The following is a 16143-nucleotide window of genomic DNA, read 5'->3' as shown; positions in this document are numbered from 1 at the left end:
GGTTCACCTCCTTCCGGCGACTGGGTGCGCTGACCTGTCCGGGGATTCCACGGACAGGAACCGGGCGATCAGCAGCCGCCACACGAAGGCGCGCAGCCGCGGTACGGATCCCGGGGCGCAGCGCGCGGCCAGCGCGGCCCACCGGAGGCCGGCGCCGTCGCCGGCCTCGGCGTCGGCGCCTCGGCCCGCGTCGGCGTCTTCGCTCGCGTCGGCGATGAGGCGGGCGGCGGTGGCCCCGGAGGCGGACAGGCGCAGGCGCTGCCCGGTGATCCAGGAGGTCAGGAAGGCGTCGGTGCCCTCGTGGACGAGCCGCGTGCCCGGGGCGAGGCGCAGCAGCAGGTCGCCGGTCAGCTGGGCCGCCGAGGTCAGCGGCCGGGTGTCCGGGCCGGCGGGTTCCAGGCACCGGTGGTGCAGCGCGGCCCGCAGCAGCGTGCGTTCGGACCGGTCCCGGCACACGTCCACGGCGCGCCCGGGCAGGGCGTCCAGCAGTCCGCTCGGCAGGCTGAAGAGGGCGCCTTCCCGGGGCTCGTACAGGAGGGTCCGGTCGCCGTCGCGCAGCCGGACGACCCAGCCGCCGGCGGGGCGCAGCACCATGCGGTCCCAGTGGGGTCCCGGGCAGGGCACCTGCGGCGGGGCGGCCCGGTGGCCTCGGCGGGAGTCCGCCCGCAGGAAGAGGACCTCCTCGGCGGGGCGGTCCGCCGAATCGGGTGAGCCGCTCAGGACGCGGTCCGCCCGGGCGGCGATGTCCCGGTCCTCCGCGTCGCGCGGCTCCGGAACGGGGCCGACGTAGTCGTAGCGCAGCGCCATCTGGAGGTCCTCGCCCGGGTCCGGGGGCTCCAGGCGCACCTGGTACGTCTCCGGGGCGGCGGCCACCGGGGACAGCGCGTCCAGGACGAACGGGCCGATGCCGAAGGTGCTGTCCGGCACGCCGTACCGCTCCCGCGACCGGGCGAGGGTCGCGGCCGCGAACTCCACGGTGCGGGCCGTCTGCCAGCGCGCCTCGCCGGGGAATCCGGCGATCCCGAAGAGGTGGACGCTGATGCCGGACGCGAGCAGCGCGTCCAGGTTGGGCGCGATCCAGGAGGCCTTGATGTCCTTGCGCATGCGGTCGAGGACGCCCTGGTTGTACGACTCCAGGCCCAGGTCGAGCCGGCGGCACCCGGCGGCGTACAGCGCGTCGGTCAGACGGCGGTCGATGGTGGGGGAGAAGCGGGTCTCGCCGTACCAGCGGTAGCCGCGCCCGGCCAGCCCGCGGGCCAGTCCGCGCATGCTGCGGACGGTCAGGATCTCGTCCACGAACTGGAAGTGCCGGATGCCGTGGCGCCGGTGCAGCTCGTCCAGCTCCGCGACGACCGCCTCGGGGGCGCGCATCCGGAAGGCGTCCGAGGCGAAGGGGATCGCGCAGAACGCGCACTTCCAGGCGCAGCTGCGGGAGGCGATGACCGGCAGGACGGGGCCGGGCGCGAGATAGCCGTCGGCCAGGGGGTGGTCGGTGAAGTCGGGCACGGGCAGCTCGCCGAGCGAGGCGGTCACGGGCGGGCAGCGGTGCAGGGCGTCACCGTCGGGTACGACGATGCCGGGCACGCCGTGCGGGGACCGGCCCGTGAGCAGCCGGTCCACGAGGGCTGTGACCGACTCCTCGCCCTCGTAGCACACGAGGGAGTCCACAAGGGTGAAGAACGGGTGCCCCGGTCGCAGCCGGTCGGCGATCCGGGTGACGAAGTTGCCGCCGAGGGTGATGTGCGCGGCGGGCCGCTCGCGCCGGACCAGCCGTGCGGCCGTCAGCGCGGCGATGAGCTGGGAGTCGGCGGACACCGACAGTCCGACCACTTCGAGGTCCGGCAGCGCGCGCAGCCGGGGCACCAGGACGCGTTCGAAGACGTGCAGGTACGGGTTGTGCACGGGGTCGGTGACCGCGCGCATCACCTGCGCGCTGGAGACGGGGCGGTGCCGCAGGTCGAAGCGGTCGAAGCTCAGCCGGGCACCCGGGGTGAGGGCGGCCATGCCGCCGAGGACGGCATGGCATACGGCGGTGGCGGCCCGGTGACCGTCGATGTCCTCCACGGAGGCCGGCGAGCGCAGGAACGCCGCCGCGCGGTCCACCGCGGAGCGTGCCGCCTCGAACTGGTCCCGGGCCCGGCCGGTCAGCGTCTCCGGCCGGTGGGCCGCGTAGTCGCCGGACCCGGCGCGGCTGAGCAGGTGGCGCATCGTCTCCGCGGACAGGTCGAGCGCGCGGGCGGCCACACCGTGGCGGCGCAGCACGGCCAGCAGGAGGGGTACGGCGAGATGCGGGGCGTACGGGTTCCACAGCGGCGGGTTGACCAGCAGGACGCGGGTACCAGCGGTGTCAGCGGTATCAGCTGTGTCGGGGCTGGGGCTGGGGCTGGGGCTGGGGCTGGGGCTGGGGTTGCTGGGGCTGTCGTGGTTTTCGGGCGGGGGTGCGGGATTGCGTGGGTGCATGGGCTCACCTCGTCCCGTTTCCGGGAAATGGTCCGGCCTTCACGCCTTCACCGCTTCACGGCGAAGGCACGGAGGAGCGGTCGGTGTAGGTTCCCTCGCCGTCCCAGCGGCCGATGCGTCCGGGGACGAAGGTCTGCCGCACCGCGTCCGAGTGCGGGGTCCAGGGCTGCCCGAGGAGACGCCGGGTCAATTCTTCGAGGGGGCTTTTCGGTTCCGGACCGTCGGCGAGATTCATCGGTGCTTCGAGTGCCACGACCGGATTGGAGATGAATCGGGGCCGCCCCCGGGGATTGGGGGCCGACTGATGAGCGGTCAGCGGGTGCAGGATCCAGGCGTCACCCGCTTTGCCGGTCAGGGCGAGATGCCGCGCCGGGTCGCCGACGAAATCCCGGGCGGGAATGTGAGCGCTGGTCAGCCCGGCCGGATGGCGGGCCAGGTGCCGGAGAATGTCCGCGGTGGCCGTGGGTGCCGCGAGCGTGGCGCCCTCGTCCTCCGCCACGTCGGTCCACAGCACGAACAGCAGCAGCGCCTGTTCCGGGCTGTCGGGGTGGTGCACGAAGAAGTCACCGTCCACGTGCCAGCTGTCGGCCAGCGCGGTGGTACGGAAGTTGCAGATCAGGGCGTTGCCGAGACGGGCCGGCCGCCTGATCCGGCCGGCTCCGCCGAGCAGGGCGCACACGGCCTCCCAGAGGGTGGGCGCCACCTCGGCGAGGTCGGCGACGCGGGTCGGCGGCAGTGAGGTCACACCGGGCGGCACCTTCAGCCGGCCGTCCACGGTGAGTCCCTCCCGGCGGAGCGTGGTCTCGAAAAAGAGCTGGAGACGCGATCCGGGGCCGAGGTCGAGCGCATTTCTCACACGGACGTAACCATGCCGGAGAAAAGAGGAAACGAGAGAGACATGAGCCAACGGAGCCCCCGGTACTTCGTTTGACTGAGCCCTGAAGGGAATGGCATCGAATAAGGGAGTGAGGGGGAGGGTGGTCAATCCGCCCCGATTATCGGTGAACCGGTCCCAGTCGGAACCGAATCACCGGTGGAGTGCTGAATCTTCGGTGCGGTGGGATGCTAGCAGCGCCCACTTCGCGACGTCCATCAACGCGGCATTTCCGTACGGATCTTGGGGACTCCGCAAAGCGGACATCGCGCTTTTCAAACATGGGATTTTCTTGATCTGGTGGAGAGCCGCGAGCGGTCTCGGCAGGGCTCCTTTCGACAGGTAGCCGAGGGAATGACGGACAGCCCCGCCGCCGGGAATGGGCACCGCGCCAGGTGCCGTACATGGACTCCCGCGCATGCCCCGCGCCCACCGAACATCACCCGCACGAGTGACGACCGCCGGGCCTGGGGGAGCGGCCGGACGTGCGCTGCGGTCCACGGACCCGATGTGGCCGTCGCCTCGGCCGGAGCGCGGCTCACAGGCCGGGCCGACGCTTGTCGACGGTGACTTCGCCGTTCAGGATCACCATGCCGAGGTCGCGGATGTTGCCGATGTCCGCGGTGGGATCGGCGTTCAGCACGAGCAGATCGGCGCGCTTGCCGGGGGCCACCGTGCCGAGGTCGGGGCGGACGCACTGCCGTGAGGCGCCGCTGGTGCCCGCGGCCAGCACCTGTGCGGGCGTCATCCCGGCCGCCACCATGAGTTCGGCCTCTTCCAGCGTGTTGGCTCCGAACAGGCCCCGCCCGCTGAAGGTGTCGCTGCCGAGCGCGATGTGCACACCGGCCGCCGCGACCTTCCTGAGGTTGCCACGGGCGTCCGGGTGGGCGTGGTCGATCCAGAGTGTGGGCGTGTAGGTGATGCCGTGTTCGAGCATCAGGTCGATGAGCGAGTGGTCGGTGAGGGGCTCGATGGTGACACCGTGCTCCAGGCCGTCCGCCCCGGCCTCGATCGCCTCGCGTGCCGCGGCCTGCTGGGTGGTGTGGACGGTGACCCGCAGGCCCCGCTCGTGCCCGGCCTCGATCCCCGCGCGGAGGAGGGCGACGGGTAGCCGTACCAACTCCACACCGTCCGGGAACGCGGGATTCCGCCAGAGGTACGTCGGTCCGCCGGAGTGTGCGCACGCGCCCTCCGACAGGAGTTTGATCGCGTCCACCCCGCGGTCGGCGAGGTGGTGCACCAGGTCGCGGATCTGCCGCACGCCGTCGACCTCTGCCGTGAAGCGCTCGCGTGCCCACGGGTTGTCGCCGAAGACCGTGGTGGCGGGATGCCCGTCGCGTCCGGTGATGCCGCAGCCGGTCGCCAGCAGCCGCGGGCCTCCGAGCGCTCCCGCGGCGATTTTGGACCGTGTGTCCAGGATTCCGCCCGTCGGATCGCCCACCGACTTGATGGTGGTGACCCCGTGATCGAGGAACAGGCCGAGCTTTCGGGGAAGTTCGTTGTCCTCGAAGGCCCGCATCGAGTCGGGACCGGAGACCGCGCGTACGTCGTAGAGGTGGACATGTGTGTCGATCAGGCCCGGCATGACCCACCCTCCGGCCGCGTCCACCTCCCGTGTGCCCCTGAGCGGATCGGCCGAGACGGACGCGATCTTTTCGCCGTCGACGGCTATGTCGTACAGACCGGCGAGCGCCTGGTGGCCGTCGAAGACATGTGCGCGCCTGATCACGAGGTCGTAGGGCGCGGGGCCGTGAGCCCCGGCGTTCACGGTCGCTCCGGATTGCCGAGTCATCGCTCTCCTGTAGGCGTGTGGGGTGGGTCGTGCGTCGTGCCACGGATGTCTGTGCGCCACCGCTTGGGCGGTGGTCTCAGGGAACGGTCGGGCTGCCCGCCCACACCGTGGGGGTCCGTCCCGACCAGGGGCTCGCCTGCTCGAGCTGGCCGGCGAGGCGGAAGAGGCGGCCTTCGAGTCCGTGGCCCGCGGCGAACTGCATACCGATCGGGAGCCCCGTCTCCGGGTCGGCCGTCAGGGGCACGGACATGGCGGGGGTGCCCGCCACGTTGAACGCCATGGTGAACGGCGAGCGGTCGTTGATTCGGTCGATCCAGCCGAGGCCGTCCAGCGCCTCCGCGCCCTCGGCATAGGTGCCCAGGGGCACGGGCAGTTCCGGCAGCGTGGGGGTGAGCAGTACGTCGTAGGCGTCGAAGTACCGGGCCAGGCTCCGGGCGACCCGGTTCCGGATCGTGAGGGCGGTGACGAACTGGGCGCCGCTGACCCGCTGCCCGTAGTGGTAGCCGGCGAGGGTGATCGGTTCGAGGGTGGAGGAGTCGACCGGCCGGCCGAAGACGGTGGCCAGTTCGTCGACCTGGGCCGTCAGATTCGCCGTCATCAGGCGGGCGTTGGCCAGGACGAACTCCTCCCAGCCGGCCCCCAGGGCGACCTCGGCCTCCTCCACCCGGTGGCCGAGGGACACGAGCAGGCGCACGGTGCGGGAGAGGGCGTCGGCCACGGCCGGCGCGGTGCGGCGTCCGCCCCATGCCTGGGCGAGCACACCGATCCGCAGCGAGCCCGGATGCCGGGTGACTTCCTCCGCGTACGGCCGGGACGGCTGCCGGGCGGAGTAGGGGTCGCCCGGTTCCGGGCCGCGGATCTGGTCGAGCAGTGCCGCGCTGTCCCGTACGGTGCGGCTCAGGCTGCCGTGCACGGCCAGGCCGTTGAAGACCTCGTCGAAGTCGGGGCCCATGGAGACCCGGCCACGGGTCGGCTTCAGCCCGAAGAGGCCGTTGCAGGCGGCGGGGACGCGCAGCGAGCCGGCGGCGTCGGTGGCGTGTGCGACCGGGACCACCCCGGCGGCGACAGCCGCGCCCGCGCCGCCGCTGGATCCGCCCGCGCTCCGCGCCGGGTCCCACGGGTTGCGGGTCGCGCCGTACAGCAGTGGTTCCGTCGTGATGCTGTAGGCCATCTCCGGTGTCGCGGTACGCCCGAACGTCACGAGGCCGGCGCGACGGAAGCGTGCCATCAGGAAGGAGTCGGCGCGCGCGACGGCGCCGAGTGCGAGACGGCTGCCCAGCTCCATCCGCCTCCCGGCCATGGAGACTCCGATGTCCTTGATCAGGAAAGGCACCCCGGCCAGCGGTGCGCTGCCGGGACCGGGCGCGTCCTCGGCCGGCCATGTCTCCACGATGGCGTTGATCCGCGGATCGACCGCCCGTGCGGCCTCCCGTGCGGCCGTCTCCACTTCGGCGGGGGTCACCTCGCCGTTGGCCATCAGCTCCGCGAGTCCGACCGCGTCGAAGCTCACGTACTCGGACATCCTCACTACGACTCCCAGCAGACAGATCGATACCGTTGGGTCTCTGATGAGACCGAACGGTATCGCATGGAACGGGCTGGTATCTTGGCGGTGGGTGTGGGGGCCACACCGGACCTGACGTCACGGAGTAGTCATGGCAGCGACCGCCAGAAGGCCGAGCAGGGTGGCCAAACTGCCCCCTCGTGAACGCATCCTCGACGCGGCGGAAGAGCTCTTCCAGAGCGAGGGGATCCGGCGGGTGAGCGTCCAGGCGATCGCCGAGCGGGCCGAGACCACCAAGATGGCGATCTACCGGCACTTCGACACCAAGGACGCGCTGGTCGCGGAGTGGCTGCGGATCGTCGCCGCCGACTACCAGGCGGCCTTCGACCGGGCCGAGGCCGAACACCCCGGCCGGCCCAGGGAGCAGATCCTCGGCCTGGCCCGCTTCATCGCCGAAGGACTGCCGGGCATCTCGCACCGGGGCTGCCCGTTCATCAACTCCCTCGCCGAACTGCCCGACCGCTCCCACCCCGCACGTCGAGTGATCGAGGAGCACAAGGCGCTCCAGACCCGCAGACTGGTCGCCATGTGCGCCGAGGCCGGGTTGCACGACCCCGAGCAGGCCGCGGCCGAGATCACCTTCGTACTCGAAGGCGCGCAGGTCAGCACGCAGAACGGAAGCATCGGCCAGGCGGGGAACCGGCTGATGAGGACCGTCGAGGGCATCCTGGACCGGTACCGCTCCCCGCTCGGCGCAGCCCCCACGGCGACCGGCTGACCGCCCGCACCCGGTGTTCCCGTCACCGAGACCACCGGGTTCGCTTCCAGCGCCGGTGTCACCGACCCGGCGGACGCCGCCTGGCCGCGCGCCACGCTCCCGGGACTGCCGCCGCACGGCCCGCGGTGGCCGGCCCGGCCGTAAGGATTCCGGCCGGCGGCCGATGGATCACGCCGTGAGAGCGTGCGCGAGGAGCGTCTCCGCAGCCGCCCGCGCGTGCCGGCCGTAGTCCGCCTCGCCCAGCACCATGGCCCGGCTGGCCGCCCCGTCCGCGAGGGTGACCAGCTGTTCGGCGAGCGCGGCCGGCTCCCGGCAGCCCAGCTCCGTCACCAGTGCGGTGACCAGCTCCACCATCCGTAGCTTCTGCTCACGGGCGTAGGAGTGGACCGCGCTGTCCGGGTCGGGAAACTCCGCCGCGGCATCGATGAACGGGCACCCGCGCACCGGTGCCGCCTCCGGCGCGGACTGGTCGAACAACCCGAGGATCCGCTCCCGGGGCGGGATGTCCTCGCGGGTCAGCACGCTCTCCAGGGTCGCCCCCGACGAGGCGAGGTCCCGGAGGTGGGCGATCACCAGGTCGTCCTTGGTCCGGAAGTGCGCGTAGAGCGTCCGCTTGGACACCGGGGCCGCCTCCGCGACCTGCTCCATGCCGGTCGCGTTGATCCCCTGCACCGCGAACAGCCGGGCGGCGGCGGCCAGGATGCGCTCCCGCCCGCCGCGCCCGCGCCCCCCGGAGGCCGTAGTCGTCGCACTCATGCGCCAAGTATACGTCCGCGTTTACCTCGGCGGGTGGCGTCTGCTACGGTCCTGCCGTATCCGCAAAGTAAACGGTTCCGTTTACACCGTCTGTCGTCGAGGGAGTGCTCCATGACCCCGTTGGCCCCCACCGAACTGAGTGGCTGCGCGGAGAAGTTGATACGCGGCCGCCACGCGACCCGCGCATTCCGTCCGGACGCCGTGCCCGAGGACACGATGCGCGCGATCTTCTCGCTGGCCGGCGCCGCGCCGTCCAACTCCAACGCGCAGCCGTGGCGGGTGGAGGTGGTCAGCGGCGCCGCGCGTGAGCGCCTGGCGGACGCCTTGCAGGCGGCCCACGCCGCACAGCGCACCTCGGCCGACTTCCCGTACTCCGAGGACATGTACGCACCGGTGCACCGGGCGCGCCGGGCGGCGTTCGGCGCCCACCTGTACGGTGCGCTGGGCATCGGCCCCGACGACCACGAGGCACGAGCGGCCTACGACGCGCGGAGCCTGCGCTTCTACGGCGCGCCGCACGCCGCCTTCCTGTTCGTCACCGGGGACGGCGGACCCCGGCTGGCCGCCGACGTCGGCGCCTACATGCAGACCCTGCTCCTGGCGATGACCGCGTACGGCGTGGCGAGCTGCCCGCAGGGGCTGCTGAGCTTCTACGCCGACACGGTCCGCGCCGAACTCGCCGTCACCGCGGGGCGACTGCTCGTGGGCATCTCCTTCGGGTACGCCGACGAGGCGGCGCCCGTGAACCGCGTCACGACCGAGCGGGCCGCGCTCGAAGAGGTGACGGCCTTCCACGGCTAGGGGGTTGTCAGCGGTTGCCGTCGATCCGGGATCCGGGGACCCGCCCGACCGTGTGCGGCGGCCCGCACGGGCGACGCGGCACCGGGAGACAGGGAGCCGGCCGGACCCGCGCGAACCGCCGCCGTACGCTCAGGAGTGGTGCCGGTGCTCGGCGGCGAAGGCCGCCAGCCAGGCCAGGGGGGCGTTCCAGTTGATGGCGACCTCGTTGGTCGAGTACGAACCGATGTCGTCCACATAGCAGGCAGCCGGCCGGCACCCGGGCAGCCGCTCCTCGGCCACGGGGTCCTGAAGGGCGCTGTTGGGTCCGCCCGCCAGGGAGCCCGCGGGCGGGTTGGGCAGCGAGGCGTCGTACTCGTGCGCCCAGAACCGGTGGTGCTGGTTGTGGGAGTACCGGGTGCCGTAGCCGGTGACATAGGACGTACCGAGGGTATTGCGGCCCAGCAGGTAGTCCATCGTCTCCACGGCGCCGTCACGGTAACGCGGTCGCCGGGTCAGGTCGTAGGCGACCCCCAGGACGAGTCCGTTGTTCGCGACCTGGCTGTTGGAGCCCCAGACGTACGCCGACGCGGGAATCGGGGCCGGATAGCCCTGGGTGCTCAAAGTGGTGAGGTAGCCGTCGGCGGCGGAGACGACGGAGGCGCGCAGCCGGGCCACGTCCGAGGCCGGCAGCCCGTTCGGCACGGTGGCGAGGGTGAGACGGCCGAGGGCCGCGGTCTCGGCCCACCCGAAGCCGAAGGGGGTGAACACGTCCGAGGACGTGTGCCAGGGCGAGGAGGTGACGGCGTCGCGGTACGCCTTCTCCCGGGTGGTCGCGTACAGTTCGGCCGCCGCCCAGTAGAACTCGTCGGTCACCTGCCCGTCGCCGTACGCGCCGCCGCCCGTGCTGTCGGAGTCCGGCGCGATCATGCCGGGGTTCGCCTTGGCGGCGGCCCAGGCCTTGCGCGCGGCGGTCAGGCAGCGCGCCGCGAACGCCCGGTCGAACGGGGCGTACACCCGGGCACACTGCGCGGCCGTCGCCGCCAGGTTGAGGGTGGCCGCCGTGGAGGGCCGGTGCAGTTCGCGCGGCTGCGGATCCTGTTCGGGACGGGTGGGCAGCCCCGTCCAGTTGGCATCATGGATCTTGTGGAAGGCCATGCCGGCGTACGGCCGCCCGTCCGGTACCTGCATGCGCAGCAGGAACTCCAGCTCCCAGCGGGCCTCGTCGAGTACATCCGGCACACGGTTGCCGCGCTCGGGGACGCGCAGCGTGGAGTCGCCGAGGGCCTTGGCCGTGCCGGCCCGCGCCGCCCGGTCGTAGGAGTTGACCAGCAGCCAGGTGGAAATGCCGCCGTTCACCACGTACTTGCCCTGGTCACCGGCGTCGTACCAGCCGCCGCGGACATCGAGGGAGTAGTCACAGACCCCGGCCTGGCAGGGCACCTGTGTGTCACCCGTGTTGGGCGCCACGCCCAGGTGCCCGGCCGGCCGCGCGTACTCCGGCCCGGCGAGGGAGGCCTCGATCGGCGTGCCGCTGCGCTGCTGGTAGAAGAAGGACATCGAGTCCGAGAGCAGGGAACTGTAGAGGCCGGCGCGGATGTCGAAGACCGGACTGCTCTGTCCGTCCACCACCAGGCGGAAGCCCTTGCCGGTGCCCCTGTACGACGTGAAGTCGGCCAGATGGGTGGAGTCGCCGGACGCCTCGTCGGAGCCGCGCGGTGCCGTGGAGCCGGAGGCGACGGTCCGGCCGGAGGCGTCGAGCAATTGCCACGCCAGCGGCTGCGCCGACGAACTGACGACGGTGGCGCGCTTCGGGCCGTCCGGCAGGTACCCGAGCTGGTTGACCCGGACCGGAGAGTCGGCGATCGCGGCCGAGGGCGCCGCCACGGTAGGCGTGAGCCCCGCGGCTCCGGTGGCGTCGGTCAGCGCGCCGGTGAGGGTGAGTGCCGTCACCAGACTGACGGCCGCCACGCGATAACGGCGGCGGACGGCTGGGAAGCGGGAGGCCATGGGCTGCTCCTGGGCTGGACGGGACAGTATTGGGAGCGCTCCCACGCAGGGTTTCATGGCGATCTCACAGCGTCAATCGCTCCTGCGGCATTCGGCGGGACCCGGGCAGAGGGCGTGACGTCGGATGTACGGGGGTGCCGATGCCCGGCAGAATGCCGCGCTGTCCGCCGGGGGTAGTGCGGCCGGCGTGGTACGGCGCCTTGTCGGGCCGGTGTGCTCCCGTCAGGACTCGACCACCTCCACGTGGTCGCCCACGGCGACCACCAGGACCCGCGCGCCCGGCTCGGTGGAGCGCCAGCGGTGCCGGACGCCGCCGGACAGCAGCAGGGTGTCCCCACGCCCCAGCCGGTGGATCCGCCCCTCGGCCTCCACCTCCACCGAGCCGTCCGCCACGTACATCAGCTCGTCGTTGCGGTGCCGGAACTCGCGGTCCGCCTCGTGCGCGCCGATGAACTCCAGCGCGTGCAGCTGATGGCGTCCGCGCACCACCGGCCGGACGCGCGCCTCCCGGTCGAGACCGCTGTCGTCGTCCGCGCGCACCACGTCGACCGTGCGGGTCTCGTCCGAGGCCGCGAGGAGCTGCACCGCCGTGGTGCCGAGGGCGTCGGCGATCCGCTGCAACGAGCGCATGCTGGGGCGCGCCCGGTCGTTCTCGATCTGGCTCAGGAACGGGGAGGAGAGCCCGCTGCGCCGTGCCACGTCGGCGAGCGTCAGGTCGAGCGCCCGGCGTCGGCGGCGTACGGCAGCACCCACCCGAGGTGTGTTCCCGGCCTCCATGGCTGTCCCGCCCCTTCCCGCCGCGCGGCGCCGTTCTCCCTGGCCGACGGTGCCTGACGGCACCTTACGTGGCGCACGCCGAGAACCCGGAGGCGGTTTCGTACTGCCGACACACGCCCGTCACACAACCTCTCTACGGTCAAAGTCGATTGCTCTGATCAAAGAAAATTTGACGAGACGAGGAGTTCCGACGTGCCCCCGATCGACCAGAACTCACGCCGCCGGCGTCCCACCGGCCTCATCGCCCTCGACGAGACGGCCGTGTCCGACGGCTACACCCTCTACGCGCCGCTCACCGGCACCGGCGAGGTCTATCTCATCGACCTCCACGGCCGCACCGTCCACCGCTGGGACCTCCCCTACCGGCCCGGCCGCCACGCCCGCCTCCTGGCTGACGGAACCCTCGCCTACAACGGCGTTCTCCCGGGGGAGAAGGCCCTGTTCCCGATGTGGCACAAGTACCGGGGCGGCGTCATGCTCCGCGCGGCACCCGACGGAACGGTACTGAGGGAGCATCGCGACCCCCTCCAGCACCACGACGCCCACCACCTCGACGACGGCCGGATCCTCTATACGGCCCTGGAGGCCCTGACCGGGTCCGGGGCGGCGGACGTACGGGGCGGGGTGCCCGGCTCCGAAGCCGCGGGCGGCGTCGTCTGGGCGGACACCATCAAGGAGGTCGGCCCGGACGGCGAACTCCTGTGGTCCTGGCGCGCCGCCGAGCACCTCGACCGCGCGTCCTTCCCGCTGCACGAGGCGTACGCGCGGGAGCACTGGCCCCTCGTCAACAGCGTCACGCCCCTGCGGGACGGCAACATCCTCGCCAGCCTGCGCAGCGTCTCGGCCGTCGTCGTCATCAGCCGCGAGACCGGCGAGATCCTCTGGCGCAGCCGCCCCGGCACGGTCAGCCAGCAGCACGCGCCCACCGAACTGGACGACGGCCGGCTGCTGGTCTTCGACAACGGCGTCTTCCGGCCCGGCCACGACGTGCCGTACTCCCGCGTCATCGAGATCGACCGGGCGGGCGGAGACATCGTGTGGGAGTACCACGACCCGGCCCGCGAGTTCTTCTTCGCGCCGTTCATGGGCTCCGCGCAGCGCCTGCCGAACGGCAACACGCTCGTGACCGACTCGCCGTCCGGGCGATTGTTCGAGGTGACGAAGGACGGATACCTCTGCTGGGAGTACGTCGTCCCGTACTTCGCCGGATACCACGAGAGCGAGGTCCGGGGACTCTTCCCGTCCGAACCCAACGCCGTCTTCCGCGCCTACCGTTACACGGCGGCGGACATCCCGTGGCTGGAGACGACGGCATGACGGACATCCCGGCCCCGGCTGCCACCCGCCCTGCCGAACCCGTCGACGCGCGGGTGCCGTTGCGGCGGCTCGTACCGCTCGCCGTCCAGCACGTCCTGGCGATGATCGCCGCCCCCGTCTCCACCGTCTTCCTCGTCGCCGGCACCCTGAGGATGCCGCCCGGTGCGACGGCCTCCCTGCTGAGCGCCGTCCTGCTGCTGTGCGGCGCGGGCACCCTGCTCCAGTCCCTCGGCGTGTGGCGGATCGGTGGCCGCCTGCCGTTCGTCATGCTGCCCGGCGGTGCCGCGACGGCCCTGTTCCTCCAGATCGCCCAGGAACACGGCGCGCCCACCGCCACCGGTTCCGTCCTCCTGGCGGCGGCGCTGCTGCTCGCCGTACTGCCCCTGTACACCCGTGTCGTACGGCTCTTCCCGCCCCTGGTCATGGGCGTGACCGTCCTGCTCATCGGGATCGCGATGATCCGCGTCGCGGCCCGGCTGGTCACCGGTCCGGACGGTACGGGCGAGCCGCGCGCGGTGCTCCTGGCCGCGCTCACGGTGGCGGCGACCCTCGCCGCGTACGTGCTGCTGCGCGGCGTCTGGCGTCAGACCTCCGTCCTCATCGGGATGGCGGCCGGAACCGTCGTGGCGGTGACGACCGGCCTCGGGTCCTTCGCCCCCGCGGCCGGCGACGGCTTCGCGCTGCCCGCCTTCCTGCCCTTCGGTCCACCGCGCTTCGACCTGGTGGCCGCCCTTCCGCTGCTCGTGTTCAGCCTCACCACGCTGGCCGAGATCACCGGGCAGACCGTGCTCAACAGCGAGACCGCTGGCCGAACCCCCGTTCCCGAACGGGACGTTCCGCGCGTCGCCCGCGCCGATGCCCTCGTCTCCCTGGCCGGCGGACTGTTCGGCACGTCCCTCATGGTCACCAGCGCCGAGAACATCGGCATCGGCCGGCTCACCGGAGTCCGCAGCCGCTTCGTGACGGCCGGGGCGGGCGTGCTCCTGGTCGTCGTCGGCCTGGCCACGCCCGTGTCCCGGGCGCTGGCCGGCATACCCGAGGCCGTCGTGGGCGGCTCCTCGCTCGTCGTCTACGCCGTCATCGCCGTCATGGGCATCGAGATGCTCCGCCGAGCCGACCTCTCCGGTCCGGGGACGGGCAACCTGACGGCCGCGCTCGCGCTCACGATGGGGCTGCTGCCGTTGCTCAGCCCGCAGCTGTACGCGGGGTTCCCCGACTGGGCCCGCACGATCCTCGGCAGCGGTGTCGTCGCCGGGACCCTGACGGCGGTGCTCCTCACCGCGCTGCTCGGCCGGTCCGGCCCCGGGCGGGCGGGCCCCCGCTCCCGGCTCCCCTCGCCGCGCAGGCAACCGAGAAGTTAACAGTACATTTCGAGGAATGGGTGCAATATTTCTGAAACGAAAAAACACTCCTGTTGCGGTGGATGTTTGTGGCCGGTATTACCCTCAAAGCTCCGAAGTCTTCGTACGACGGGTCGAACGTGGCAGGTCACACCTTGATCGGTACTCGGTAGTAGGTATTCCGCTCTGGCGAGAACCCGTTGGTTGACCGATTAAGTGCACGCTCTCTATGATCTCTATGGGCTGATCATTAAAGAACCAGATGGTCATTGCAGGTTCTTGACACCATTCATCGCGCGCTGTCCGATTCACGAGGAAGGTGGCGGACGTGGGTTTGTTGGTCAGCGAGATCCTCCCGGAGTCCGATGGCGGTGCGTCCCGCGGCGTGTCCCTGCCCGTACGGATTGCGCACGCCCTGGCACAGCGCACCATCTGGCACCTCAACAGCACCGCCCGGGGCGGCGGGGTCGCCGATTTACTGGAGAAGTCCATAAGGCTGCACAACGAATCCGGACTGAGAGCACGATGGCTGGTGCTCACCGGTGAGCCCGGATTCTTCGCGGTCACCAAACGGCTCCACCACCGGCTGCACGGCAGTCCGGATCCGGCCGGACCGCTCGGCCCCGCCGAACGCGACGTCTACGAATCCACGACGCGGCGTCAGGCCCGGGAAGTGCTGGAACTGGTCGCGCCGGGCGATCTCTGCGTCCTGCACGACCCGCAGACCCTCGGCCTGGCCCCGCACCTCGTCGCCGCCGGCCTGGACGTCGCCTGGCGCTGCCACATCGGCACCGCCGCGCGGTCCGCCGTGGTCCGGGACACCTGGGACTTCCTCGACCCCTACCTGCGGGCTCCCGCACGGTGCGTGTTCACGGCCGAGCGGTACGCCCCGCCCGGCCTGGCCGGGCAGCGGGACAAGGTCGTCGTCCTGCGGCCGTCGATCGACCCCGCCGCCCGCAAGAACCGCCCGATGACGCGGACGGCGGCGCACGACCGGCTGCACGCGATCGGACTGCAGCCCGGACCCGGCCGGCCCACCGCCGCGCGCACCGCCCGCATCGTGCAGGACCGGCTCCTTCCGGCGGATGCCCCCATGGTCCTCCAGGTCTCCCGCTGGGACCCGCTCAAGGACATGGCCGGGGTGCTGCGCGGCTTCGCGGACCATGTCGCGCCGGCCCGGGACGACGTGCACCTGGTGCTCGCCGGGCCGGAGCCGGACGACATCCCCGACGACCCGGAGGGCGGACGCATCCTGCGCGAGCTGCGCGGGGTCTGGGAGGCGCTCGACCGGCCGGTTCGCGAGCGCGTGCACCTGGTCACCCTCTCGCTGTCGGACCCCGGAGCCAACGCCGACTCCGTCAACGCGCTGCAACGGCGCGCCGACATCGTCGTACAGAAAAGCCTGCGGGAGGGATTCGGGCTCACCGTCACCGAGGCCATGTGGAAGGGCAAGGCCATCGTCGCGAGCGCCGTCGGCGGAATCACCGACCAGATCCGCGACGGACACGAAGGCGCCCTGGTACGTAATCCGCATGACCTCGCCGCATTCGGTCGCTCCATTCTCCGGCTGCTGGCGGACGGTGACCTGCGCGAGCGGTACGGAACCGCCGCTCATCGCCGCTGCACAAAGGAATTCCTCATCTACCGGGAATTCATGGACTACTGCTCGCTGTACACCGGTCTGCTCCGGCGGACGCCGACCGCCACGCACCCGTGAGCGGTGCGCAACGCACACGGAGCCGGACCACCGCACCATTT

At 71.8% G+C, this 16143-nt stretch carries 12 protein-coding genes; 5 read left to right on the top strand and 7 right to left on the bottom strand.

Going from position 1 to position 16143, the window contains the following annotated elements; all coding sequences use genetic code 11:
• Positions 1-3 precede the first annotated feature (3 nt).
• The 4 genes from IH25_RS0103325 to IH25_RS0103310 form a co-directional block, all read right to left on the bottom strand.
• Entirely contained in the window at positions 4-2460 is a 2457-nt protein-coding gene (locus IH25_RS0103325) for a B12-binding domain-containing radical SAM protein (protein WP_157846934.1), read from the bottom strand.
• Between the two features lie 55 nt (positions 2461-2515).
• Positions 2516-3316: a phytanoyl-CoA dioxygenase family protein gene (locus IH25_RS37315; protein ID WP_157846933.1), complete on the bottom strand. Its 801-nt coding sequence runs from the start codon at positions 3314-3316 to the stop codon at positions 2516-2518.
• Between the two features lie 556 nt (positions 3317-3872).
• Complete coding sequence (locus tag IH25_RS0103315; RefSeq protein WP_030602498.1) at positions 3873-5126, bottom strand: amidohydrolase family protein; 1254 nt, start codon at positions 5124-5126, stop codon at positions 3873-3875.
• Between the two features lie 76 nt (positions 5127-5202).
• Complete coding sequence (locus IH25_RS0103310; protein ID WP_030602497.1) at positions 5203-6654, bottom strand: amidase; 1452 nt, start codon at positions 6652-6654, stop codon at positions 5203-5205.
• A gap of 127 nt (positions 6655-6781) precedes the next feature.
• Here IH25_RS0103310 and IH25_RS0103305 point away from each other — a divergent pair, with 127 nt between their 5' ends.
• Positions 6782-7408, top strand: a complete 627-nt coding sequence (locus tag IH25_RS0103305; protein WP_030602495.1) for a TetR/AcrR family transcriptional regulator — start codon at positions 6782-6784, stop codon at positions 7406-7408.
• A 168-nt stretch (positions 7409-7576) separates the two neighbouring features.
• On the opposite strand, the gene IH25_RS0103300 is transcribed toward IH25_RS0103305, so the two are convergent.
• A complete protein-coding gene (locus tag IH25_RS0103300) occupies positions 7577-8164 on the bottom strand; it encodes a TetR/AcrR family transcriptional regulator (protein WP_030602492.1) in 588 nt (195 codons plus the stop codon).
• 111 nt (positions 8165-8275) lie between these two features.
• Here IH25_RS0103300 and IH25_RS0103295 point away from each other — a divergent pair, with 111 nt between their 5' ends.
• Complete coding sequence (locus IH25_RS0103295) at positions 8276-8965, top strand: nitroreductase (RefSeq protein WP_030602489.1); 690 nt, start codon at positions 8276-8278, stop codon at positions 8963-8965.
• Positions 8966-9094: 129 nt separating this feature from the next.
• Here IH25_RS0103295 and IH25_RS0103290 read toward each other — a convergent pair whose 3' ends face one another.
• Complete coding sequence (locus IH25_RS0103290; RefSeq protein WP_030602486.1) at positions 9095-10951, bottom strand: glycoside hydrolase family 9 protein; 1857 nt, start codon at positions 10949-10951, stop codon at positions 9095-9097.
• Positions 10952-11173: 222 nt separating this feature from the next.
• Entirely contained in the window at positions 11174-11728 is a 555-nt protein-coding gene (locus tag IH25_RS0103285) for a helix-turn-helix domain-containing protein (protein ID WP_030602483.1), read from the bottom strand.
• 192 nt (positions 11729-11920) lie between these two features.
• On the opposite strand from IH25_RS0103285, the gene IH25_RS0103280 reads away from it, so the two are divergent.
• From IH25_RS0103280 to IH25_RS0103270, 3 genes are all read left to right on the top strand, one after another.
• Positions 11921-13045: an aryl-sulfate sulfotransferase gene (locus IH25_RS0103280; protein WP_030602480.1), complete on the top strand. Its 1125-nt coding sequence runs from the start codon at positions 11921-11923 to the stop codon at positions 13043-13045.
• The gene (locus IH25_RS0103275; RefSeq protein WP_063755125.1) at positions 13042-14406 is read left to right on the top strand and encodes a uracil-xanthine permease family protein; all 1365 of its coding nucleotides are present in this window, start codon (positions 13042-13044) and stop codon (positions 14404-14406) included. Before IH25_RS0103280 ends, IH25_RS0103275 begins: the two co-directional genes overlap by 4 nt.
• Before the next feature lie 307 nt (positions 14407-14713).
• Positions 14714-16102: a glycosyltransferase gene (locus IH25_RS0103270; protein WP_157846932.1), complete on the top strand. Its 1389-nt coding sequence runs from the start codon at positions 14714-14716 to the stop codon at positions 16100-16102.
• Positions 16103-16143 lie beyond the last annotated feature (41 nt).

The organism is Streptomyces achromogenes subsp. achromogenes, assembly GCF_000720835.1.
GTDB lineage: Bacteria > Actinomycetota > Actinomycetes > Streptomycetales > Streptomycetaceae > Streptomyces > Streptomyces achromogenes.
The sequence above is the reverse complement of the archived record's forward strand: the minus strand, read 5'-3'. Positions and strand labels throughout refer to the sequence as shown.